21 protein-coding genes are annotated in these 22,130 nt (G+C 67.9%); 13 read left to right on the top strand and 8 right to left on the bottom strand.

Going from position 1 to position 22,130, the window contains the following annotated elements; translation table 11 throughout:
- The first annotated feature begins 43 nt into the window (after nt 1-43).
- Nucleotides 44-1,318 carry an aminotransferase class V-fold PLP-dependent enzyme gene (locus BCO18175_RS10100; RefSeq protein ID WP_174980461.1) on the top strand — a complete coding sequence of 425 codons (1,275 nt, stop codon included), beginning with the start codon at nt 44-46 and terminating at the stop codon, nt 1,316-1,318.
- A 51-nt stretch (nt 1,319-1,369) separates the two neighbouring features.
- Here the strand turns inward: BCO18175_RS10100 and BCO18175_RS10095 are convergent, their stop codons facing one another.
- On the bottom strand, nt 1,370-1,921 hold the full coding sequence (locus BCO18175_RS10095; protein ID WP_174980460.1) for a GNAT family N-acetyltransferase: 552 nt from the start codon (nt 1,919-1,921) through the stop codon (nt 1,370-1,372).
- A gap of 245 nt (nt 1,922-2,166) precedes the next feature.
- Between BCO18175_RS10095 and BCO18175_RS10090 the strand changes: the two genes are divergently transcribed.
- Nucleotides 2,167-3,072 carry a DMT family transporter gene (locus BCO18175_RS10090; RefSeq protein WP_254608019.1) on the top strand — a complete coding sequence of 302 codons (906 nt, stop codon included), beginning with the start codon at nt 2,167-2,169 and terminating at the stop codon, nt 3,070-3,072.
- 31 nt (nt 3,073-3,103) lie between these two features.
- On the opposite strand, the gene BCO18175_RS10085 is transcribed toward BCO18175_RS10090, so the two are convergent.
- Genes BCO18175_RS10085 through BCO18175_RS10070 form a run of 4 tightly spaced genes read right to left on the bottom strand, consistent with a single transcriptional unit; the run spans nt 3,104 to nt 6,289 of the window.
- Nucleotides 3,104-4,318, bottom strand: a complete 1,215-nt coding sequence (locus BCO18175_RS10085; RefSeq protein WP_174980458.1) for a pyridoxal phosphate-dependent aminotransferase — start codon at nt 4,316-4,318, stop codon at nt 3,104-3,106.
- Entirely contained in the window at nt 4,315-4,965 is a 651-nt protein-coding gene (locus tag BCO18175_RS10080) for an RraA family protein (RefSeq protein ID WP_174980457.1), read from the bottom strand. Before BCO18175_RS10080 ends, BCO18175_RS10085 begins: the two co-directional genes overlap by 4 nt.
- Nucleotides 4,962-5,627 (bottom strand): RraA family protein, encoded by a 666-nt coding sequence (locus BCO18175_RS10075; RefSeq protein WP_174980456.1) that lies wholly within the window; start codon nt 5,625-5,627, stop codon nt 4,962-4,964. Before BCO18175_RS10075 ends, BCO18175_RS10080 begins: the two co-directional genes overlap by 4 nt.
- Nucleotides 5,624-6,289 carry an RraA family protein gene (locus tag BCO18175_RS10070; protein ID WP_174980455.1) on the bottom strand — a complete coding sequence of 222 codons (666 nt, stop codon included), beginning with the start codon at nt 6,287-6,289 and terminating at the stop codon, nt 5,624-5,626. Before BCO18175_RS10070 ends, BCO18175_RS10075 begins: the two co-directional genes overlap by 4 nt.
- 101 nt (nt 6,290-6,390) lie before the next feature.
- On the opposite strand from BCO18175_RS10070, the gene BCO18175_RS10065 reads away from it, so the two are divergent.
- Nucleotides 6,391-7,344 carry a LysR family transcriptional regulator gene (locus tag BCO18175_RS10065; protein ID WP_174980454.1) on the top strand — a complete coding sequence of 318 codons (954 nt, stop codon included), beginning with the start codon at nt 6,391-6,393 and terminating at the stop codon, nt 7,342-7,344.
- On the opposite strand, the gene BCO18175_RS10060 is transcribed toward BCO18175_RS10065, so the two are convergent.
- Together BCO18175_RS10060 and BCO18175_RS10055 are read right to left on the bottom strand one after the other, a co-directional pair.
- Nucleotides 7,341-8,150 carry an alpha/beta fold hydrolase gene (locus BCO18175_RS10060; protein WP_174980453.1) on the bottom strand — a complete coding sequence of 270 codons (810 nt, stop codon included), beginning with the start codon at nt 8,148-8,150 and terminating at the stop codon, nt 7,341-7,343. The genes BCO18175_RS10065 and BCO18175_RS10060 overlap by 4 nt on opposite strands.
- Before the next feature lie 236 nt (nt 8,151-8,386).
- The gene (locus tag BCO18175_RS10055) at nt 8,387-9,148 is read right to left on the bottom strand and encodes a 2-keto-4-pentenoate hydratase (RefSeq protein ID WP_174980452.1); all 762 of its coding nucleotides are present in this window, start codon (nt 9,146-9,148) and stop codon (nt 8,387-8,389) included.
- A gap of 361 nt (nt 9,149-9,509) precedes the next feature.
- Here BCO18175_RS10055 and BCO18175_RS10050 point away from each other — a divergent pair, with 361 nt between their 5' ends.
- The 7 genes from BCO18175_RS10050 to BCO18175_RS10020 all read left to right on the top strand — a co-directional run bounded on the left by BCO18175_RS10050 (nt 9,510) and on the right by BCO18175_RS10020 (nt 16,606).
- On the top strand, nt 9,510-10,745 hold the full coding sequence (locus BCO18175_RS10050) for an ABC transporter substrate-binding protein (RefSeq protein ID WP_174980451.1): 1,236 nt from the start codon (nt 9,510-9,512) through the stop codon (nt 10,743-10,745).
- A 70-nt stretch (nt 10,746-10,815) separates the two neighbouring features.
- Nucleotides 10,816-11,685 (top strand): carbohydrate ABC transporter permease, encoded by an 870-nt coding sequence (locus BCO18175_RS10045; protein WP_011349624.1) that lies wholly within the window; start codon nt 10,816-10,818, stop codon nt 11,683-11,685.
- Nucleotides 11,682-12,584, top strand: coding sequence for a carbohydrate ABC transporter permease (locus tag BCO18175_RS10040; RefSeq protein ID WP_174980450.1), 903 nt, complete (start codon nt 11,682-11,684; stop codon nt 12,582-12,584). Before BCO18175_RS10045 ends, BCO18175_RS10040 begins: the two co-directional genes overlap by 4 nt.
- 4 nt (nt 12,585-12,588) lie before the next feature.
- Nucleotides 12,589-13,374 (top strand): SDR family NAD(P)-dependent oxidoreductase, encoded by a 786-nt coding sequence (locus BCO18175_RS10035; RefSeq protein ID WP_174980449.1) that lies wholly within the window; start codon nt 12,589-12,591, stop codon nt 13,372-13,374.
- On the top strand, nt 13,371-14,516 hold the full coding sequence (gene dgoD, locus BCO18175_RS10030) for a galactonate dehydratase (RefSeq protein ID WP_174980448.1): 1,146 nt from the start codon (nt 13,371-13,373) through the stop codon (nt 14,514-14,516). The genes BCO18175_RS10035 and dgoD overlap by 4 nt, the downstream gene beginning before the upstream one ends.
- Before the next feature lie 31 nt (nt 14,517-14,547).
- A complete protein-coding gene (locus BCO18175_RS10025; protein WP_174980447.1) occupies nt 14,548-15,627 on the top strand; it encodes an ABC transporter ATP-binding protein in 1,080 nt (359 codons plus the stop codon).
- A 73-nt stretch (nt 15,628-15,700) separates the two neighbouring features.
- Entirely contained in the window at nt 15,701-16,606 is a 906-nt protein-coding gene (locus BCO18175_RS10020; RefSeq protein ID WP_174980446.1) for an SMP-30/gluconolactonase/LRE family protein, read from the top strand.
- 22 nt (nt 16,607-16,628) lie between these two features.
- On the opposite strand, the gene BCO18175_RS10015 is transcribed toward BCO18175_RS10020, so the two are convergent.
- A complete protein-coding gene (locus tag BCO18175_RS10015) occupies nt 16,629-17,624 on the bottom strand; it encodes a LacI family DNA-binding transcriptional regulator (protein ID WP_254608018.1) in 996 nt (331 codons plus the stop codon).
- 319 nt (nt 17,625-17,943) lie between these two features.
- Between BCO18175_RS10015 and BCO18175_RS10010 the strand changes: the two genes are divergently transcribed.
- From BCO18175_RS10010 to BCO18175_RS10000, 3 genes are read left to right on the top strand one after another with little or no spacing between them, the layout of a single operon-like run.
- The gene (locus tag BCO18175_RS10010) at nt 17,944-19,065 is read left to right on the top strand and encodes a porin (protein WP_174980444.1); all 1,122 of its coding nucleotides are present in this window, start codon (nt 17,944-17,946) and stop codon (nt 19,063-19,065) included.
- Between the two features lie 49 nt (nt 19,066-19,114).
- Nucleotides 19,115-20,245 carry a 2-dehydro-3-deoxygalactonokinase gene (locus tag BCO18175_RS10005; RefSeq protein ID WP_174980443.1) on the top strand — a complete coding sequence of 377 codons (1,131 nt, stop codon included), beginning with the start codon at nt 19,115-19,117 and terminating at the stop codon, nt 20,243-20,245.
- Between the two features lie 2 nt (nt 20,246-20,247).
- The gene (locus BCO18175_RS10000; protein WP_174980442.1) at nt 20,248-22,026 is read left to right on the top strand and encodes a right-handed parallel beta-helix repeat-containing protein; all 1,779 of its coding nucleotides are present in this window, start codon (nt 20,248-20,250) and stop codon (nt 22,024-22,026) included.
- Nucleotides 22,027-22,130 lie beyond the last annotated feature (104 nt).

The following is a 22,130-nucleotide window of genomic DNA, read 5'->3' as shown; positions in this document are numbered from 1 at the left end:
GACACCGACCGACAACCTCAAGAACCAAACAGGAGCATCGCAGATGAGCAGTATCCGTGGAGCCTTTTTTCCCGACGCGCTGATGCGCGAAATCCGGTCGCGCTTTCATCACCTCGACCGTGACATCGACGGGCGCGAACGCCTGTTTTTCGACAACGCCGGCGGGTCGTTCCGGCTGAAGGCGGCACTCGATGCGTATGCGCGTGTCGATGCGCTGCCCGACTGCCCGGAGCGCATTCACGAACGCGCGCTCGACCTGCAGGCGATCCAGGCGCGCGGCGAGGACGACGTTCGCACGATCCTCAACGCGCAGGGCGGCTCGATCTACGCATCGCTGACGGCATCCGGCGCGATGTTCGACATGGTGCGGGCGATCATGGAGAACGTGCCGGGCACGAACGCGGTCACGACCGTGCTCGAGCATCCGTCGTCCCATGATGCGATGACGTACTACGCGGAGCGCACCGGCAAGACGTTGCGCATCGCGCCGAGCAATCCGCGAACCGGCGGCGTGGACGTCGACGCGATCGTGTCGCTCGTCGACGCGGATACGGCGCTGCTCAGCGTGATGGCCGCGTCGAACATTTCCGGTGCGAAACTCGACATCGAAGCGATCGTTGCACGGGCACGCGAGAAGAAGCCGGATCTGTTCATCGTCGTCGATGCCGTCCAGCATGCGCCGCACGGCGTGATCGACCTGCGGGCAACGCCGGTCGACGGCATCAATTTCGCCCCTTACAAGTTCTTCGGCTGCCGCGGCTCCGGGATCTCTTGGCTGTCGCCGCGCGCGGCGTCGCTGCCGCATCACCGGCTCGCGGCGAAAGCGTCGGGCGTGTGGGAACTCGGCAGCCCGGCGCCCGCGCAATTCGCGGTCGTCACGGCGATCGTCGATTACGTCACGTGGATCGGCGCGTACTTCAACGATTCGGACGATCGGCGCACGCTGTTCGCCGAAGGCATGCACCGGATCGAACTGCACGAACGGGCGTTGCTGGCGGCGCTGCTCGACGGTCACGGCGGCCGGCGGGGGCTCAGGGCGATGGAAGGCGTTCGCGTGTTCTGGGACCACGACTTGTTCGAGGAACGCGATTTGATCGTCGGCATCGGGTTCGCGAATCTCGACGCGACGCAGGCGGTACGCGAGTACGAGCGGCGCGGCGTGATCGTCTACGAGCGGGTCGCGTCAAGCCTGTATTCAGGGCGAATGCTGAAGTCGTTCAATCTCGACGGCGCGGTGCGCGTGTCGCCGCTTCATTGCCAGACGGGTGAAGAGATCGAGCGGTTTCTTGCGGTCACGGAGGCGATGGCGACGCGTTGATGGCGGGGGCAGGAGGCCGTGCCGGGTCGCGGAAGAGGTGGCCCGGAACCATCAACGCGCAATGTTCCGGGTCAACGTCTCGATGGTCAGGCTGTCGTCGCGCGGCACGCCGACGCCTGCGTCGAACGGGTAGCGCATCGGCTCACCCGTCCGCGTGTAGCCGCGGCGCAAATAGAAATCGATCAGTTCGTGGCGGATCGAAAGAACGACCATGACGGCAGTACCGATCTTCCAGTTGCGAACGGCGAATTGCTCGGCCTCGCTCAGTAATGCCTTTCCGAGTCCGCGGTCCTGCATGGAAGGTGAGACGGCCAATGTGCCGAAATAGGCCGTATTCCCGTCCTTCCTGACTTCGATGCAGCCGGCGATGCGTCCTTCGATCTCCGCGACGAGCAGAACGGAGTCCGGCGCGCGCAAGGTGGCGACGAGTTGCACCGAGGTGATCCGCGGGCCATCGATCAAATCGGCTTCGTGCGTCCATCCGGCCGCGCCCGCCGTCGGGCGATAGGCCGAGTTGACGAGTTGAACAAGCGCGTCGACGTCTTGCTCGTTCGCCGCGCGATAGCTGGCGGTGTGCTTGAGCACGTTTGTCGATTCATCCATTGAATCCCTCAGAGTCCGTTGCAGCGGTTTGTCCTGAACGTCACATCGTCCAAGGATAGCCGAACGAATGGCCGGCATCGGCAACTGAGCAACGCGGCCGAGCAACCGGCAATCCACATTTCGCGTCAGGCTGAATCATTCGCGCCAGGCCACCGGCATCATCTGCGTGTGCGGCCCTGCCGAACGGGGCGACCCCAACCCCGTCATGGAATTCGAACACGCTCCCCGACATGCAGCAGCCCGTCATGCCCCGCAGCCAACCGACCGTCACGGATCTGCTCCTGCTCCTCGCGCTCTCGACGTTATGGGGCGCGTCCTATTCGTTCATCCGGATCGGTGTCGCGACGATTCCGCCGCTGACGCTGATTGCCGCGCGGACCTTGATCGCCGGCTCGGTGCTGCTGCTGTGGATGCGCATCCGCCGCATTCCGATGCCGCGCGATCTCGCGGTCTGGCGGCGCTTCTTCGTGCAGGCGCTGTTGAACAGCGTCGTGCCGTTCACGCTGATCGCGTGGGCCGAACGTTCGGTCGAAGCCGGTCTCGCGACGATCCTCAATTCGGCGTCGCCCGTCCTCGCATTCGTCGGCACCTGGCTGATTACCCGCCATGAACCGCTGACGCCGCGGAAGCTGTTCGGCGTCGTCGCGGGGCTCGTCGGCATCTCGCTGGTGGTCGGCGTCAGCGCGTTCGAAGGACTCGGGCGGCAGCTCGTGCCGCAACTGGCGATCGTCGCGGCGACCGTCTGCTACGCGGGCGCCGCGATTTACGGACGCGCCTTCAGCGGACTGTCGCCCGCGACGCCGGCCGCCGGCTCGCTGATTGTCGGCGCGCTCGTGCTGGTACCAGCCAGCATCGTTGTCGATCGCCCGTGGACGCTTCATCCGTCGCCGCAATCGCTGATCGCGTTGGCGGCGCTCGCGGTGTTTTCGACCGCACTCGCGCTCGTCATCTACTTCCGGCTCGTCCAGACGCTCGGCTCGGTGGGTACGACGGCGCAAGCCTATCTGCGCGTGCCGATCGGCGTCGGCATCGGCATGGCGCTGCTCGGGGAATCGCTGTCGGCATCGGCGTGGGTGGGACTCGGATGCGTCGTTGCCGGGGTGGCCGCGATGACGTTGCCGTCGCGGACGGCCCGGAAGGGGCGCGCGTGACGCGTCCCGACCCCGCCGCCCATCCGTGGGATCACCGGCACCCGTGCGCGAACCGCTCGATCGCGTCGCATGCCGTCGCGAGCGATGCGGTGTCCAGCGCATACGCGATGCGCAAATACCCGTCGAGCCCGAATGCGCTGCCCGGCACGATCGCGACGCCGGCTTCGTCGAGCAGCGCCATCGCTATCGCGTCGTCGGAGTCGAGCGCCGTACCGGCCGGCGACATCGTGCCGATCAATGCTTCGCACGACGCGAACGCATAGAACGCGCCCTGCGGCGTCGGGCAATGCATGCCGCGCACCGCATCGAGCCGCGCGACGACCAGGTCGCGACGGGCCTCGAAGACGCCGCGCGCATGCGCGATATGATCCTGCGGCCCGGTCAGCGCCGCGAGTGCCGCATGCTGCGAGATCGAACATGCGCCTGATGTCTGCTGGCCCTGCAGCGTTTCCATCGCGTCGATCAGCCAGCGCGGGCCAGTGCCGTACCCGATCCGCCATCCCGTCATCGCATAGGCCTTCGATACGCCGTTCATCGTCAGCGTTCGCGGCCGCAGGCGCGGCTCGACCTGAGCAATCGTGCGAAACGCCAGGCCGTCGAACACGAGGTGCTCGTAGATGTCGTCGGACAGCACGAGCACGTCGGGATGGGCGAGCAGGACGTCGGCCAGTGCGCGCAACTCGTTTTCTGAGTAGACCGCGCCGGTCGGGTTCGACGGCGAATTCAGCACGAGCCAACGCGTGCGCGACGTGATGGCCTGCGCGAGCGCGTCCGGCGTGAGCTTGAAGCCGCTCCCGGCCCCGCAGCGCACGGCAACGGGCGTGCCGCCGCACAGCAGGACCATCTCCGGATAGCTGACCCAGTACGGCGCCGGCACGACGACTTCGTCGCCGTCGTTCAAGGTTGCCGAAAATGCGTTGAAGATCACCTGCTTGCCGCCGCTGCACACGATCGTGTCCTGCCAGTCGACCTCGAGACCGTTCTCGCGGACGAATTTGCCTGCGATGGCCTCGCGCAGCGTGCGCAGTCCGGCAACCTGCGTGTAGCGCGTGTGGCCCGCGCGAATCGCGTCGATGGCGGCCGTGCGGACCGGTTCGGGTGTGTCGAAGTCGGGTTCGCCAGCACTGAGCGAAACGACCGCGTGCCCGGCCGCGCGGCGCGCGGCAACGCGGTCCATGATCCGGTAGGTCGCCGACGGCCGCGCGGTGGCCAGGCGAGCGTTCAACCGCGAAATCGATTGCGTCATGACGCGGTCCTCCAGTGTTCGAGATTCATCAGTTCGAGCGTGGTCGCGCCTTCAGCGAGCCGGCGCATCATGGCGGCCTCCTTGTCCGCGCGCGCCTCGCCGTTCGCGACGATCTGCGTGACACGGGCGGCCGGCAGGATCACGACACCGTCGTCGTCGCCGACGACGAGGTCGCCGGGCGCGACCGGCGCGCCCGAGAAATGCAGCGCGATGCCGACCGACGGTGCGCTGGCCTTGACCGTGCCGCGCACCGACACGCCGCACGTGAACACCGGGAACCGCCGTGCGCGCAGGGCCGCGACGTCGCGGACGCCGCCGTTGATCACGAGCCCAGCGAGGCCGGCCGCCTGCGCGGCGACCGTCAATACCTCGCCCCAGTAGCCGGCGAGGAAGCCGCCCGTGTCGACGACGAGCACGCTGCCGCGCGGTGCGCGTTCGAGCGCGATGTGGATCGCGAGGTTGTCGCCGGGCGAGCACGCGACGGGATAGGCCGGCGCGGCGACGAAGGCGCCGGGCCATAGCGCCCGGACTTGCGGATCGACCGAGCATGGCAGCCCGGACGCTTCGAACAGCGTCGCGGTGCCGAGCGTCCGTGCGCGGGCGTGGAGCGCGGCGATGCCGTCGGCGGACAGGTCGGGCGCGCTCATCGATCCCTCCGCTGCAACGTGTGATAGCCGAGCGCCGCGCGCGCGTCGGCGAGCGTCGCGCCGGCGGCGATCCGGTCGCGAATGTGCTGTTCGACGGCCTCGATACCACGGGCGATATCGGCAACTTCACGCACGCGCGCGCGTGGCACGACGACCACGCCGTTCGCGTCGGCCACGACGATGTCGCGGCTGCAGACGCGCGCGGTGCCGATCGACACGGGTGCATTGACCGCTTCGACCTGCACGCGGTCCTTGCCGGTTCGCATGAAGCGGCCTTTGGTGAACAGTGGATACCGGTCGGCGAGCGCACGGGCGACGTCGCGGCAGACGCCGTCGATCACGGTGCCCGCGATACCGCGCAGGCCCGCGTACTGCGTCATGATGTCTCCCCAGACGGTACAGTCGGTGCGACCGTCGTTGTCGATCACGACGACGTCGCCGGCGCGGACCTCGTCGACGAAATCGCCGACCGTGCCGGGAGGCGTGCCGGCCGTCGCGTACCGCACGGTGAATGCCGGCCCGATGACGACCTGCGCCGGATCGGCGAGCGGCATCACGCCGACGCATTGGCCGGCGATGCCGAGCGTATCGAGCGCGTCGGACACCGCGGGTGTGTCGAGCCCTGCCAGCAATGCGACGAGCGTTTGATCGTCGGTGCTCATGCGCGTTCCTCCCGGATGGCTTCGAATGCCGTGTCGTGCATCACGTCGGCGACGGAGCGTCCGCCGCGCACCGCGTGCACCATCCCGTCCTGGCGGCGCGCGATGCGCTCCGCGTATGCGAGTACGTCGTCGATTCTCGCGGCCGGCACGAACACGGTGCCGCAACGGTCGGCAATCACATAGTCATCCTGACTGACGATCACGCCGGCCATCGTCACGGGGTCGCCCGCTGCAACCTGGACGACGCGATTGCGTGCACTGACCATCGTGACGCCGCGGCCGTAGACGGGGTAGCCGATCGCTTCGCTGCCTTCGATGTCGCGGCTCATGCCGTCGATCACCGAGCCGCGGATGCGGCGGACCTGCGCGGCGTTCGCGAGGATGTCGCCCCAGCACGAGATGCCGTCGAGGCCGCCCGCGATCACGAGAATCCGGTCGTCGGCGTCGATCGCGGCGACGACGGGCGAAATCAGGTGCGCAGTCGGCGCGTCGCCGGTTTTCGCGGCGAGCTGCACGGTGCTCGCACGGCCGACGATTTTCGGGCACGCCCAGAGCGGGCGCAGGCCGACCGTCGCACCGGGCAGCGCGAGGAAGTCCAGCGCGTCCGATACGGTATTCGTATCGAAACGCGCGAGACGATCGAGTAGGGATGATTCGGGCATGGTGGGCTCCGTCTGCATGTCGAATCCGCACTATCGGCGCTCGCGTTCGATATGTATATTCCGAATTCAGGATTCAATTGATACGTCGAGGCTATCGAACCATGGTCAACTTTCGTTTGATTCGGCACCTGTGGCTGTTTCTCGCGGTGGCAGAGGAGGGGCATTTCGGACGAGCCGCGAAACGTTTGAACATGTCGCAACCGCCGCTGACCGAGCAGATCCAGGTGCTCGAGCAGGCGCTGAAGGTGCGGTTGTTCGAGCGCTCGCGGCGCGGTGCGCAACTGACGCCGGTCGGCGCGGCGATCCTGCCCGCGGTGCGCAAGTTCGTCGAACAGGTCGAGCGTCTGGAGCTCGCGGTGCGTGAGGCGGTGGACGGGCACAGCGGCGTGCTGACGATCGGTGCGATCACGTCCGCGATGGTGGACGTGCTGCCGCCGGTCATCGCGCGATTGAAGGCCGAGTATCCGAAGTTGACGGTATCGGTACGGGAAATCGACAGCGTCGAGGCCGTGCCGGCGCTGGAGGCCGGCGACGTCGATCTCGCGCTCGCGCGGCTGGAGGGTGGACTGGGCGATGCGATCGCGCTGGAGCCGCTACGGCAGGACCGTCTGGTCGCCGCGTTGCCGGATGGGCATCCGCTTGCGAAGCGCGCACGAATTCCGCTGGCCGATCTCGCGGACGAAAACTTCGTGATGTTCGCGCGGCAAGTGAGCCCCGTTCACTTCGACAGTCTGGTCGCCGCGTGCCGGACGAACGGTTTTTCGCCGCGCATCGTGCATCAGGTGCGTTCGGTGGCGTCGCAGGTCGCGTTCGTCGCGTGCGGGCAGGGCGTCGCGCTCGTGCCGGCATCGCTCGAAAAGCTCGCGCCCGAGAACGTCGCGTTCCGGCCGCTCAGGGAAGGCGTCAGCGTCGTCACCACGGCCGTCGCGTGGAATACGACGCGCGACAACCCGCTCGTCGCGGCGGTCGTCGACATGTTGAAGCACCCGCGGAAAAAAAGCGGCGGCGCGCGCGTGGGCGGCGCGCCGGATCAGACGGGAACGACGCGGGCCTAGGCGGCTTCGGCCGATGCGATGAATGAGGCGATCCGTTGCCACATCTCGGCCGGATTCGAATACATCGGGAAATGGCCCGACTGGCGGATGCGGGCCAGCGCGACACCTGCGTCCTGCAGGCGCGGCAGGTACGACAGCGTTGCATTCTGGTCGCCGTGCATGAACATCCGGCGGCACGGCAGGCCGAGGAACTTCGTCATCAGCCCGCCGTGGTCGGACAGTTCGACCATCGACGTGAAGATGCCGCGCACCGCGGCGGCGCGTACCTTGTGCCGCAGGCTCGCGGCATACAGCGCACTTGAATGGAACGGCGCATGCCACGCACGTTCGATGAACGCGTCGAGGAACGTATCGGGATCGTCGGCCGGGTAGTCGACGATCTGTCGGCTCAGGAAGCAGTCCTCGGGCGCCACGTTGCCTTCGATGTCGATAAAGCTCAGGACGCGCTCGCGCAGCACGTGCGTGAGCAGCAGCGCGGTCAGCCCGCCCATCGAATGGCCGACGAGGTGGAACCGCTCGATGCGATGGTGGTCGAGCACCGCGTGTGCGGTCTCGACGAGCAGCGGGATCGAGACGGCCGACAGGTCGTCGCAGGCGGTGGCGCCGCAACCGGGCGCGTCGTACGCGATGAACGGGCGGCCGTCGAACGCCGGGTAGCGCGCGATGTCGACGTAGTCTTCCTTCGTCGAACCGAATCCGTGCAGGAACACGATCGGGGCGGCATCGCCCGCGCGGCGCGCGAGCGACAGGTCGACGCGGACGCCGCGGATGCGAAGCGGCAGGCGTTCTTTCAGGACTTCAGGCATGAGGGATCCGGGCACGATGGCGGGTTGTCGCCGCAGAGGTTGCGGCCAACACCAGTGTCGTGCCCGGCGCTCGCCCGGTAAATTCCGAAGGACGGATCGTTTCGATATGCCGCGGCTATCGGACGGCACCGTACGCGGCGTGCGTCGTCACGCCGGAATCACGGCGTCGTGCGCGAGCGGGTGAGTGGGAACGGGAGCGGCGTGCGGGCATCGTTTCCGCATGCCGCCCGCGCGCATCACGCCGTCAACGTCACCGACAGGCTGCCGAGTTCGCCGAAGCGCACCGTCAGCGCATCGCCGAGCGGCACGTCGATCGCGCCCGCGTACGAACCGGTCGTCACGATCTGCCCGGCGCGCACGGCGTCGCCGCGCGAGGCGAGGAAATTGACGAGCCACACCAGCGGCTTCAGCGGATCGCCGTCCGGATGGCGGCCGTCGATCGCGCGGTTCAGCGCGCCTTCGAACGACAGTGCCAGCGTCTCGAGCGGCGCGTTCAGCCCGTCGGGTACGACCGGGCCGACGCACAGCCCCTGGTTGAATTGACCGTCGGCCAGCAGCTCGAACTTCGACGCGCGCGTGGGCTCCGCATAGCGGCAACCGAGCACTTCGAGCACGATGCGCACTTCGCGGATCGCGTCGCGCACGTCCTGTTCGTCGTACGGCTGTTCGCGTGCGGGCAGGTCGCGATCGAGCACGAACGCGATTTCCGGTTCGATCCGCACGATCGGGCCGCCGACGACGCGGTACGGCGCATCGGCTTCGCGGATCGTCGACGCGAAGATCGGCGCGAGGATCACGCGGTCGGGCGGCGGCAGCGCACATTTCCATCCGCCGACGGGTTCGCCGAGCAGGTCGGCCACACGCTGCTGGATTGCCAGTGCAGTCTCGACGTTCTCGGGACGCAGCGCATCGGGCAGCAGCGGGCCGGGCGAGCCGGCATGGCGGGCGGCGACGAGATGCTGGGCGGCGCCGTCCACGCGTTCGGTAGTCGTTGTCATGTCGGTTGAGCGAGTTGAAAGTGGGCCGGCAAATAAGGGCCGGACGAGAGTCGCACATTCGATGATAGCGCCTTCGGCACGATGACCGCTCGATCCGGTTGCGAACGGGCGGTTCGCCACCGCTGCGACACGCCCCCGGGATATCCCCTAGACGATCGGTTCGCCCCGGCGCTTGCACGCCGGGCAGGTTGTGCGACACAATAGGGAAAGCGCTTTCCCAAATGAATCGAACAACGGGGAAACGCGGGATTCCTGCGCGACGGATCGCGGCTGCATGCATGCCGCACGCCATTGGCCGTGCACCACTGGCCGTGCGCCACTCGCCGTGCGCAACGATTCAACAACAACGTGGAGACAGCAGATGTTCAACAGGCTTCGGGCGGCAACTTTCGCAGTCCTTTCAGTGCTGGCGGCGCACGTGTGCGCCGCGCCGGTCACGCTTGACGTGACGGGCTGGAAGGGCGGCGGTGCCGAGCCCGCCAACATGGCGGCGCTGATCGCAAAGTTCGAGAAGGAAAACCCCGACATCAAGGTCAAGTTCGAATACATGTCGCGCAACGACACGACGACGGTCGTGTCGTCGCGGCTGCAGGGCGGCAACGGGCCCGACGTGCTGATGGTCGACCGCGAGCTGATGCGGCAGTGGCAGGGCGCCCATCAGTTGCTGGACCTGAGCGGCGAGAAGTGGGCACCGACGATCTGGCGCGGCGTGCGCAACCACACGCAGATCGGCGGGAAGACCTACATGCTGCCGATGGAGCTGGTCGGCATCGGCCTGTTCGCGAACCTCGACCTGTTCAAGCGCGCGGGCGTCGCGACGGTGCCGACCGATGTCGACCAGCTGAAGGCCGCGTGCGGGAAGCTCGCCGCGGCCGGCATCACGCCGATGCTGCTGCCCGCGAAGGAAGGCTGGGCGCCCGCGGCGCTCGTGATCGCGTCCGGGCTGGCAGCCGGCGGCGGTGACGCGGATGCACGTGCCGAATCGTTCGTTGGCGCGGGCAGCGCGCGCTTCGCGGCCGATCCGTCGTTCAAGCAGTCGATGGCCGCGCTGAAAGTGCTGGCGGACGCGAAGTGCTTCGTGCCGCGCCTGAACAATGGCGTGAGCGCATGGAGTACGGGGTTGACCGAGTTCCAGGCCGGCCGCGTCGCGATGATGCCGCAGGGCGCATGGAACATCGCGAAGTTCAGCGCGACGAAGGGCCTGTCGTTCCAGTTCGCGCCGCTGCCGGCGCTCGTGCCCGGCAACGGGCCCGTCGCGCTCGACATGCTCGGCACCGCGTGGGCGATCAACGCGGCATCGCACCAGACCGATGCCGCGAAGAAGTGGCTCGCGTTCTGGGCGCGCCCCGACAACGACCGACAGTTCCTCGACGCGGAAGCCGGGTTCAGCCCGTTCGAGGGCGGCACCGACGCGATGCCGCCGCAGGCGCAGCCGTATGCGGCCGCGCAGAAGAACGGGCACGTCGTGCTGTATCCGAAGGGCGTGTGGACCGGCACGCTGTTCACGGCGATCTGGAATTCGATGTCCGCGTATTTCCTCGACATCGGGCAGGACCCGGCGAAGCTGCTGGCCCGTTGGGATGCGGCCGCGCGATGAACGGCCTGTCCGCTGACATTTCCGGTGCCGCGCGATCTCGCGCGGCGCGGTTCGACGAAGGAGGCGCGTGATGAAGCGCAACCGGACCTTGCTGTGGTGCGCCGTTCCGGCGCTTGCGCTGTACGCGCTGCTGAGCCTGTATCCGCTGTTCAAGGCCGCGCGGATGAGCCTGACGGATTTCTCCGGCGTGGGCGATGCGCACTGGATCGGGCTCGCGAACTACGCGGCGGCGTTTCGCGATCCCGCGAGCCTGCATACGCTCGTCGTCACGTTTGCGTACGCGGCGATCGTCGTGATCGTGCAGAACGGGCTCGGGCTGCTGTTCGCGGCGCTGCTGTTCTCGCTGCCGCGGCTGCGCGGCGCGTTGCGCGTCGGGCTGCTGGTGCCGAGCATGTTCTCGGCGGTGATCGCCGGGTTCGTGTGGGAGTACCTGTACTCGCCGCTCGGCGGCGGCATCAACGAATTGCTGCATCTCGTGCATCTCGACGCGCTGCAGCAGGTGTGGCTCGGCGATCCGTCGGTCACGCTGCCGGCCGTCACGGCCGTGCACGTATGGATGTACGTCGGCTATTCGACGGCGATCTTCCTGGCCGGCTACCTGAACATCCCGTCGGAACTGCACGACGCGGCGAAGCTCGACGGCGCGAACGCGTGGGTGCGCTTCACGCGCATCGACCTGCCGCTGCTCGCGCCGGCGTTCACCGTGAACATCACGCTGAGCACGATCGGCACGCTGAAGACTTTCGAACTGCCGCTCGTGCTGACCAACGGCGGGCCGGACGGCGCGACGACCACGCTCGGGCTGCAGATCTTCCACAGCCTGTTCAACGACTACAAGTTCGGCTTCGCGAGCGCGCTGTCGATGATCATGCTCGCGATCGTGGTGGTGGTCGCCACCACGCAGAACACGATCCTGCGCCGCCGGGAGGACAACCTGTGAACGTCATCCGTCAACGCTTTCATGCGGACCATCCGTCCGCCGGCACGTCGGGCGGCGGGCTGCGCACGGGCGCATTGCTGCGTCGTGTGCCGGGGTTCGCGCGGCTCGTCGCCGCGATCGCGATCGTCGCGATCGTGCTGCTGCCGACGATCTACATGGTGCTGATGTCGCTGCGCACCGGCGACGACATCATTGCGCGCCCGCTAGGGCTGCCCGATCACGTGTTCTTCGGCAACTACGCGGCCGTGTTCACGCAGATGAACTACTGGCGCAGCGTCGCGAACACGATCGGCATCACGCTCGCGGTCACGTTCCTCGTCGCGCTGCTGTCGTCGCTCGCGGCCTATCCGCTGGCACGCGTGAAGGGCCGGCTGTCGAACGCGGTCTACATCGTGCTGACGCTCGGCCTGACGATCCCGATGTTCGTCAGCTTGACGCCGCTGTACGTGCTGTTCCGCGACCTGCACCTGCTCAACACGTACCTCGGCGTCGTGCTCGCGTACACCGTGCAGAGCCTGCCGCTCGGCGTGTTCTTCTACACGAGCTTCCTGAAGCGGATTCCGCTCGAACTGGAAGAGGCCGCGGTGATGGACGGCTGCAGCCCGCTGCAGGTGTACTGGTACATCGTGCTGCCGCTGCTGCGGCCGATCACCGGCACGCTCGCGATGTTCGTCACGCTGTCGGTGTGGAACGACCTCGTCTATCCGCTGCTGTTCCTGACCGACTCGTCGAAGTTCACGATCACGGTCGCGGTGTTCCGCTTCATCGGCACCAACGACATCGATCCGACCAAGCTGTTCCCGGCAGCCGTGATGGGCACGCTGCCGCTGCTCGTGCTGTTCTTCCTGCTCCAGCGCAGGATCGTCGCGGGCATCACGGCCGGCGCGGTCAAGGGGTGAAACCATGAATCCATTTGAATCGCTCGACGGCCGCGTGGTCGTCGTCACCGGCGGCGGCGACGGCATCGGCCTCGGCATCGTCGAAGTGCTCGCGCAATGCGGGGTACGGGTCGTCGTCGCGGAGAAGAACGCCGCGCGCGCCGACGTGGTACGCGAACGGCTCGGCGGACGCGATGCACTGTTCGTCGAGACCGACGTCGCCGAGCCGGCGAGCGTCGCTGCACTGTTCGAGCGCGTCGATGCGCATTACGGCCGGCTCGACGGGCTCGTGAACAACGCGGGCATCACGCTGCACGGCCCGTTCGACGCATTCTCGCTCGACGACTGCGACCGCCTGTACCGCACCAACCTGCGTTCGATGTTCCAGTGCGCGCAGCTCGCGGCGCCGCGCATCGCGCGCTCAGGCGGCGGCGCGATCGTCAACATCGCATCGAACCATGCGGGCGCGAGCGTGCCGGGCTTCGAGATGTACGCGGCGACCAAGGGCGGCATCGTCGCGATGTCGCGTGCGATGGCGACGAGCCTCGCGCCGCAGCGCATCCGCGTGAACACGCTGAGCCCCGGCTTCACGCTGAACGCGCCGATCGGCGCCGCACTCGAGCGCGATCCCGCGCTGCTCGACGCGTATCGCGCGCTGCATCCCGCGCAGCGCATCAACGAACCGGCCGATATCGGCCGGATCGCCGCGTTCCTGCTGTCGGACGCGGCGGCCGGCATCGCCGGCGCGGATCTCGTCGCCGACAACGGCATGTCGGCGCTGCTGTTCAACCGGACCCGTTCCTCCACATGAAGATCACCGAAATCGAAACATTCGCGGTCGCGCCGCGCTGGCAGTTCGTGAAGGTCAGCACCGACGAGGGCCTGGCCGGCTGGGGCGAGCCGATCGTCGAAGGGCGCGCGGCCACCACGGCCGCCGCCGTGCACGAACTCGCCGACTACCTGATCGGCCGCGACCCGCGCCACATCGAGGATTTGTTCCAGGTCATGTATCGCGGCGGCTTCTATCGCGGCGGCCCGATCCTGACGAGCGCGATCTCGGGTATCGAGCAGGCGCTGTGGGACATCAAGGCGCGCGCGCTCGGCGTGCCCGTCTACGACCTGCTCGGCGGCCCCGTGCGCGACAAGGCGCGCGTCTATGCGCACGTGAAGGGCGACACGCCCGAGGACATGGCCGCGAACGCACGGCAGCTCGTCGAGGCCGGCTATACCGCGCTGAAGATGGGCGTGGTCAACGCGACCGACTGGATCGAGTCGCCGGCGGCGATCGACCGCGCGGTCGCGCGCTTCGGCACGGTGCGCGACGCGATCGGCAAGGAGGTCGGGCTCGGCATCGATTTCCACGGCCGTGTGCGCCGCCCGGTCGCGAAGGCGCTCGCGAAAGCACTCGCGCCGTTCGACCCGATGTTCTACGAGGAATTGCTGCTGCCCGAGCACAACGACGCGCTGCGCGAAGTTGCGCGCGACTGCGCGGTGCCGCTCGCGACCGGCGAGCGGCTGTTCACGCGCTGGCAGTTCAAGGAGCTGCTGCAGGAAGGTGTCGTCGACATCGTGCAGCCCGACGTGAGCCACACGGGCGGGATCTGGGAGCTGCGCAAGATCGCGGCGATGGCCGAGGCATACGACGTCGCGGTCGCACCGCATTGCCCGCTTGGGCCGCTGACGCTCGCGGCGTCGCTGCAGATCGATTTCTGCACGCCGAACGCGTTCATCCAGGAGCAGTCGACCAATGTGGCCTATCACGACGACAACGCGATGTACGCGTACACGCGCGGCATCCCGTTCGCGTTCGATGCGGGCTACGTCGCACGCCCGGATGCGCCGGGGCTCGGCGTCGAGATCGACGAGGTGAAGGTGAGGGAAGCCGCCGCGACCGGGCACCGCTGGCGCAACCCGGTGTGGCGTCGCGAGGACGGCTCGGTCGCCGAATGGTGAGCGGCAGCAACGGACGAGGAGAAAGGCAATCATGGCAAGTGTGTCGCTCAAGCAGATCCGCAAGCGCTACGACGACGGCGCGGACGTGATCAAGGACGTCAGCCTCGACATCGAGGATGGCGAATTCATGGTGTTCGTCGGCCCGTCGGGCTGCGGCAAGTCGACGATGTTGCGGATGCTGGCGGGGCTCGAGGAGATCACGTCGGGCGACCTGCTGATCGACGGCCGCCGCGTCAACGACGTGCCGGCCGCGAAGCGCGGGCTCGCGATGGTGTTCCAGAACTACGCGCTGTATCCGCACATGACGGTGTTCGAGAACATGGCGTTCGGGCTGAAGCTCGCGGGTGTCGATGCGGCCGAGACGCGCACGCGCGTCGGGCAGGCGGCCGAGGCGCTGCGGCTGTCGGCGCTGCTCGACCGCAAGCCGAAGGCGCTGTCGGGCGGCCAGCGGCAGCGCGTCGCGATCGGCCGCGCGATCGTGCGCAAGCCGGGCGTGTTCCTGTTCGACGAACCGTTGTCGAACCTCGACGCGGCGCTGCGCGGCGGGATGCGGCTCGAACTCACGCGGCTGCATCGCGAGCTGGGCAGCACGATGATCTACGTGACGCACGACCAGGTCGAGGCGATGACGCTCGGCGACCGGATCGCGGTGTTCAACGGCGGGCGCATCGAGCAGGTCGGCTCGCCGCTGGCGCTGTACGAGCAGCCGGCGAACCATTTCGTCGCGTCGTTCCTCGGTTCGCCGTCGATGAACTTCCTGCCGTGCCGCGCGCACGGCGGCGCCGACGCGCTGCGCTTCGACGTGCCGGGCGGCTCGCTTGCCGCGACGCCGGACGCCGCGCGCGCGTGGCCGTCGGGTTCGCTGCAGCTCGGCATCCGGCCCGAGAACCTCACGGTCGGCGCACCCGGCACGGGGCTCGACGGCCGCGTCACGCACGCCGAGCACCTCGGCGACGCGACGATCGTCTATGTCGAGCTCGCGGGTCACGACCGGCCGCTGTCGGTGCGGCAGAACCGCGACGCATACACGGTCGCGGCGGGGCAACCGGTCGGCGTGCGCTTCGACATGCGGCACGCGCACTTCTTCGACGACGCGGGCCGCGCGCTCTGAGTCCGGCCCGGCCGGCAGGTTCCGCCCGCCGCTCCGGCGGGCGGCCGAACGCATGCATAAAAACAGAATTTCGATGACGACAGTAAAACTGGTACAGGGCGCGAACGCGATCCTGGGAGAGGGCCCGCTCTGGTGCGAACGCTCGGCGTCGCTCTACTGGATCGACATCAAGCGCACCGCGCTCTATCGCTACACGCCCGGTCACGGGCAGACAGGCTTCTGGCTGTTGCCGGAGCTGGCGGGTTGCGTCGCGAGCGTCGACGACGGGCGGCTGCTCGTCGCGCTCAAGAGCGGCCTGCACCTGTTCGATCCCGCGCACGGCACGCTCGAACGGCTGGCCGACGCCGCGCATGCACGGCCGTCGCTGCGCTACAACGATGGCGCGGTGGATGCGCGCGGCCGCTTCTGGGTCGGCACGATGGCCGACGACGGTGACGGCCCCGGAGACCTGCATTGCTTCGAGCATGCGCGTGCGTCGCGCGTCGCGGTGGCGGGCTTCGCATGTGCGAACGGAATGGGCTGGAGCCCGGACGGTTCGACGATGTACGTGACCGATTCCGGCCGCCGCACGATCTTCGCGTACGACTTCGACGTCGATGCCGCACGGTTATCGAATGCGCGGCCGTTCGCGACGTTCGGCGACGCGCGCGGCGTGCCGGACGGGCTCGCGGTCGATGCGGAGGGCGGCGTGTGGTCGGCGATCTGGGATGGCTGGCGGCTGCATCGCTATGCGCCGGACGGCGCGCTCGACAAGGTCGTCGAGATGCCGGTGCAGCGGCCGACCAGCGTCGCGTTCGGCGGTGCCGATCGCGCGACGCTGTTCGTCACGTCCGCGTCGGTCAACGTGAGCACGGACGGATTGCTGCGCGGGCCGCTCGCGGGTAGCCTGTTCGAGACGCGCCCGGGCGTGGCCGGGCTCGAGCAGCATTGCGTCGCGCGCGCGTGGCTGGGTGACGCGGTCGCGGCCGCGCCGCGTTGATCAGGCAGTAAGCGGCGGGCGCTCAGCGGCGGCGCGCGTCGCGCGGCCGCACCGTCGATTCGCGCACGACGAGCCGCGCATCGAGCATCGTATGCGGATCGGGCGACTTGCCCGCGAGCGCGTCGAGCAGCGTCGTCATCGCGACTTCGCCCGCGCGCTCGGTTTCGGTGTCGATCGACGTCAGCGTGGGCGACGTGAGCTTGCCGAGTTCGAGGTTGTCGAAGCCGCACACGGCGACGTCATGCGGGATCGCGATGCCGAGCCGTTCGGCTTCCTTGATGAAGCCGGCCGCGATCATGTCGTTGTAGCAGATCACCGCATCGGGCGGCTCGGCCGACAGCATCACCGACGCGCATACGCGCTCGCCGTCGGCGACCGTCGCGCGCGGCACGCTGAAGGTACGCAGCGGCAGGCCGGCGCGCGCGAGCACCTGCTCGGCGCCGGCGCGGCGTTCGTCGTCGCCGCGCGCGTTGGGCAGGCTGATGTACGCGAAGCGCTGGTACTTCTCCATCAGCAGGTGCTGCGCGAGCATCTCGCCCGCGCGGACCGGATCCGAGTACAGCGTGAGCAGGCCGTCGCGCGGCGCGGAACCGACCGCGACCACCGGCTTGCCGAGGCTCGCGGTCCAGCGCAGGTCGTCGTCGGGCATGCTGGTGTTCAGGATCAGCCCGTCGACGCGCCGGCTGAGTTTCGTCAGCGCCGGCCGTTCGCCCTTGCGGTTCTCGTCGGCATCGACGATCAGGACGACGAAGTCGTTGCGCTGCGCGATCCGGTTCACGCCCTTCACCATCGCGGTGAAGTACGGGTTGAGAATGTCCTGGATCACCACGCCGACCGCGCCCGTCTGGCCGGTGGCCATCGAGCGCGCGAGCGGATTCGACTCGTAGCCGAGCTGCTCGATCGCTTCTGCAATGCGGCGCTCGACGTCGGGCGAGAAGCGCTTCGTCTTGTTGATGAACTTCGAGACGGTTCCGATGGAGACGCCTGCAGCGGCGGCGACTTCGTTGATCTTGGCCACGATGAAAGTGAGTGTCAGTGCATTTTGCCGGCGAGCATAGCATGCGCGCCGGCGGCGGCGACCGTGCGGCGGCATCGGAGGCGTGCCGCGCGATCGGACTCGGTAGTATCCCTTGGAGGGCCAGAATTTTCTTGAAAATGCGCAACTGCGCGTCGACAATGAAAGCGCTTTCCCTTTTTCGCGAGCATAGCACGCGCGCATTCCGTCGGAGATGTAACGGAAAACGACGCACGACAACCGCCGCGAAATTTTTTTGCCGTAGAGGGAAATCGTTTTCCCAATCAAGCGAGACGTGAACGAAAAGAAGGAGGAGATCTTGATGCGACAGTATGGGTGGATCGCGGCGCTGGCATTGGCGGTGCCGGCCGTGGCGCAGGCTCAATCGAGCGTCACCGTGTGGGGGCGTGTGGGCGGCGACGTGCAGTACCTGAGCGGCGTGCAGAATGGCCCGCATTCGACGGGATCGCGCTTCTCGGAAGGCAACGACTGGGGGACGAGCATCCTCGGCATCACCGGTAAGGAGGATCTCGGCGGCGGCAACCAGGCCGTGTTCTGGCTCGAATCGTCGATCAATGCGGCCAACGGCAACTACGGCGGCGGCGTGCTGTTCCAGCGCGGCGCGTGGGTCGGCTTCAGGAACGAGCGCTACGGCTTCCTGCGGCTCGGGCAGGGCTCGTTCATCAACAGCTATATCTGGTCGTACGATCCGCTGCTCGAGGAAAACTACTCGGTCGAGTCGCTGACGTCGTACCGGAACGGCCCGAAGCTGTCGAACGGGATCCGCTACGAATCGCCGAAGTTCGGCGGCTTCTCGTTCGCGCTGCAGGCGAACCTCGGCAACAGCTCGAACGGCTGGCTGCGCGGCTCGCCGAACAACGTGGGCGCGACGGGCCTGTCCGACGGCGCGACAGTCGCCTACACGCACGGCGACTTCGAGGTGCGTGCCATCTGGAACGAGATCCGCAACCAGTACGGCCGCGAAGACAACCTGTTCACTGCGTCGCAGGAAGCGTTCATCGGCGTGCGCGACCGCTTCGGCCCGGCGCTGGTGCAGCTCGGCTATACGCGCTACAGCGCGCCCGACACGCCGGCCGGCCTGTCGCGCACCGCGAACTACTACTGGGGCGGCGTGACGTACGACGCGACGCCGTTCCTGCATCTGCAGAGCGCCGTCTATTCGATGAAGATCGACGCGGGCCAGTGGACTGCCGACCACAGCGGCGAAGGGCGCTCGACGATCATCGGCCTCGGCGCGATGTACGACCTGTCGAAGCGCACGTTCCTGTATGCGACGGCCGCGCACGTGTTCAACAGCGCGGGGGCGAACCTGGGCGTGAACCCGCAGTCGCCGGGGCTCGGCAACGGCAACGGGCTCGGTGCGTCGCCGATGCCGGGGCACGGGCAGACGGGCGTCTACGCGGGTATCGAGACGCTCTTCTGATACCGGCCTGACGAAGCATCGAACCGCAACCGTCAAACAGAGGAATCCTATGCAAGATGCAATACCACGGCCTGGCGGCCACACGCCGGTGCCGCGCCTGATCGCACTCGACTGGGGCACCACGTCGCTGCGCGCGTACCTGATGGCGGATGCGCGGACGGTGCTCGACGAGCGGGCCGCACCGAAGGGCGTGATGCAGCTGGGCGGCGCCGGTGCCACGATCGCCGACGCGTGCGATGCGGCGTTCGACGACGTGTGCGGCGCGTGGCTCGATGCGTGGCCGGCACTGCCGGTTGTCGCGGCCGGCATGGTCGGCAGCACGCAGGGCTGGCGCGAGGCGCCGTATGCGAACGTGCCGATCGATGCGGCGCGGCTTGGCGCATCGCTGCAGACGGTGCGCGCGCGGCGTGGCGTGACCGTCCACATCGTGCCTGGGTTGATCCAGCGCGGCGAGCTGGCGAACGTGATGCGCGGCGAGGAGACGCAGATCGTCGGCGCGCTGCAGGCCGGCGACGCGACGCACGGTTCGGCGTCGGTCCGGTGGATCGGTCTGCCGGGCACGCATTCGAAGTGGGTCGCCGTGCGCGGCTCGCGCATCGAGCGCTTTCGCACGTTCATGACGGGCGAACTGTACGCGCTGCTGTGCACGCACAGCCTGCTCGGCCGAACGATGCGGCCGTCGGGCGGATTCGCGCGCGACGCATTCGAGCGTGGCGTGCGCGCCGCGCAGGCTGGCCATGCGACGGGGCTGCTCGCGACGATTTTCGGCAGCCGCGCACGGCTGCTGGCCGGCGATCTGGCGCCTGACGAACAGGCCGACTACCTGTCCGGCGTGCTGATCGGCCATGAACTTGCGGGGCTGGCGGCCGAAGACGGCGGCCCGGGCGGAGCGGCCCGTGACGACGCGCTGCGACCGATGTTGATCGGCGACGCCGCGCTATGCGCGCGTTACCAGCATGCGGCATTGCTGTTCGGCTGGCCGCCCGTCGACACGATCGACGGCGCGGCGGCAGCCGGCCTGTGGGTGCTGGCCGAGCGGGCGGGGCTGTTGCCCGCGGCAAGCGAGGAGGGGGCGCCGGTTCGTGTCGACGAACCGGCTGCCGGAATGAGCTGCCGGCACGCGGATCGACCTGCGGTCGACCCGGTGCCGGATCACGAATGCCCTATTTCGGGAGACTGACTTTGAAACACTGGAAGATTGTCGCAGCGCCGCTGATCGGCGCGCTCGCAGCATGCGGTGGCGGGGAATCGGCGGACGGCGTCGCGGCCGGGCAGCAGCTTGCCGCTGCGCCCGCGGCTGAAAAGGCGGCCGATGGGACGCCCGGCACGCTGCATGTCGACTGCTCGCTCGGCTCGAACGGAACGGGATCGCCCGCGACGCTCGGCTCCGCCGCGAATCCGATCCACGATCTCGCGACACTGAACCGGATCGTGCTCACGCCCGGCATGCACGTGCGCTTCAAGCGCGGCACGACCTGCGACGGCAGCTTCACGCCCGCGCCGGGCAGTACCGGCGCGGCCGGTGCACCGATCGTCGTCGACGCGTACGGCGACCCGAAGGCGCAGCGCCCCGTCATCGCGGCCGGCTGCGCCGATGCGACGGCCGACCCCGACCAGTCGATCACCGAGCAGCACAAGACGCCGAGCGGGTTCAGCGGCTATTACTCGCTGTGCAAGTCGGACAACCCGACCGTGAACCGCGCGGCCATCTATCTGTACAACACCCAGTACTGGGAAATCCGCTCGCTCGAGCTGACCAACGATGCGACGACGCCCGGCGGGCGCCTCGGGCTGTATGTGCGGCTCGAGGATTACGGCACGGGCAGCCACTATCACGTCGACGATGTGTACGTGCATCACGTGCGCGGCTATCTGAAAGACGTCGCCGGCAATACGGTCGGGTCGTACAAGACGACCGGCGGGATGCTGTTCGAGGTGACGCGCGACAACGAGGTCGTCGGCACGAAGGAGAAGCGCACCGGCTTCGACGACATCGCGGTCGAGAACAGCGAGATCTACGACGTCGACGCGGTCGCGCTGTCGACCCGGTCCGCGTGGATGTGCCGGGAGGGCGGCGCGCCGTGCGGCGACTATCCGCCGTACAAGGGCAATTCGGCCTACCTGACGAATCCGGCCACGCAGGCAGCGACGGACTATTTCCCGATGACGCGCGTCGTGTTCCGCAACAACCTGATCCACAACGTCGGCGGCGACGGCATCATCGTTCGCACGGCAACCGCGCCGCAGGTCGAGGCGAATCACCTGTATGACGTCTGGATGCGTGCGCCGGGCAACAGCGCCGGTGCGTGGGCGATCAATACGGACGATGCGCTGTTCCGCTACAACGAAGTCAACGGCGTGCGGCTGCAGAACAATATCGAGGCCGGCGACGGGATGGCGTTCGACGCCGATCTCGGCACGCGCAACACGCACGTGGCCGCGAACTTCAGCCACGACAACGACGGCGGGCTGATGCTGTTCTGCGGATGCGGTTCCGACGGGCTGGGCCACGTCGCGCAGGAGACGGGGGCGATCGTCGAGAACAACCTGAGCCTGAACGACAAGCGGCGGATCGTGTCCGCCGCGGGATCGGCCGATTCCGTCGTGCGCGACAACGTCGTGATCACGCGCACGCCGGGCCTGATCACGCCGATCGTCGAGAACCTCAGCTACGCGAACGCGTTCCAGGTGACGGGCAACCGCTTCTACAACGCATCGGACAGCGGCGCGATCTTCCGGACGAAGAATCCGCAAGGCAGTTACGCGAACATCGTGTGGAGCGGCAACACGTACTTCGGCTATGCGGCGGATCCGGAATTCACCGGGCCGAACTATCGTCACGGCGCCCAACCCGATACGGTGCTGCCGTTCGCGGGACAGGACGTGGACGCGGTCGCCAGCGCGTGGTCGCGGGACAGCGGGTTCGACGAGCACAAGTACCGCGCGCCGCACGCACGATGAAGTAGATGCCTCCGGCGCGGGGCGGCGCCCTGCGTCGGCTGGTCGCAGCTTGAATGCCGGCGCGACTTGATCGGCATCAACATTCGAACCCGTCATCCGCCGAT

Source organism: Burkholderia lata (genome assembly GCF_902499335.1).
Classification (GTDB): domain Bacteria; phylum Pseudomonadota; class Gammaproteobacteria; order Burkholderiales; family Burkholderiaceae; genus Burkholderia; species Burkholderia lata_B.
The sequence above is the reverse complement of the archived record's forward strand: the minus strand, read 5'-3'. Positions and strand labels throughout refer to the sequence as shown.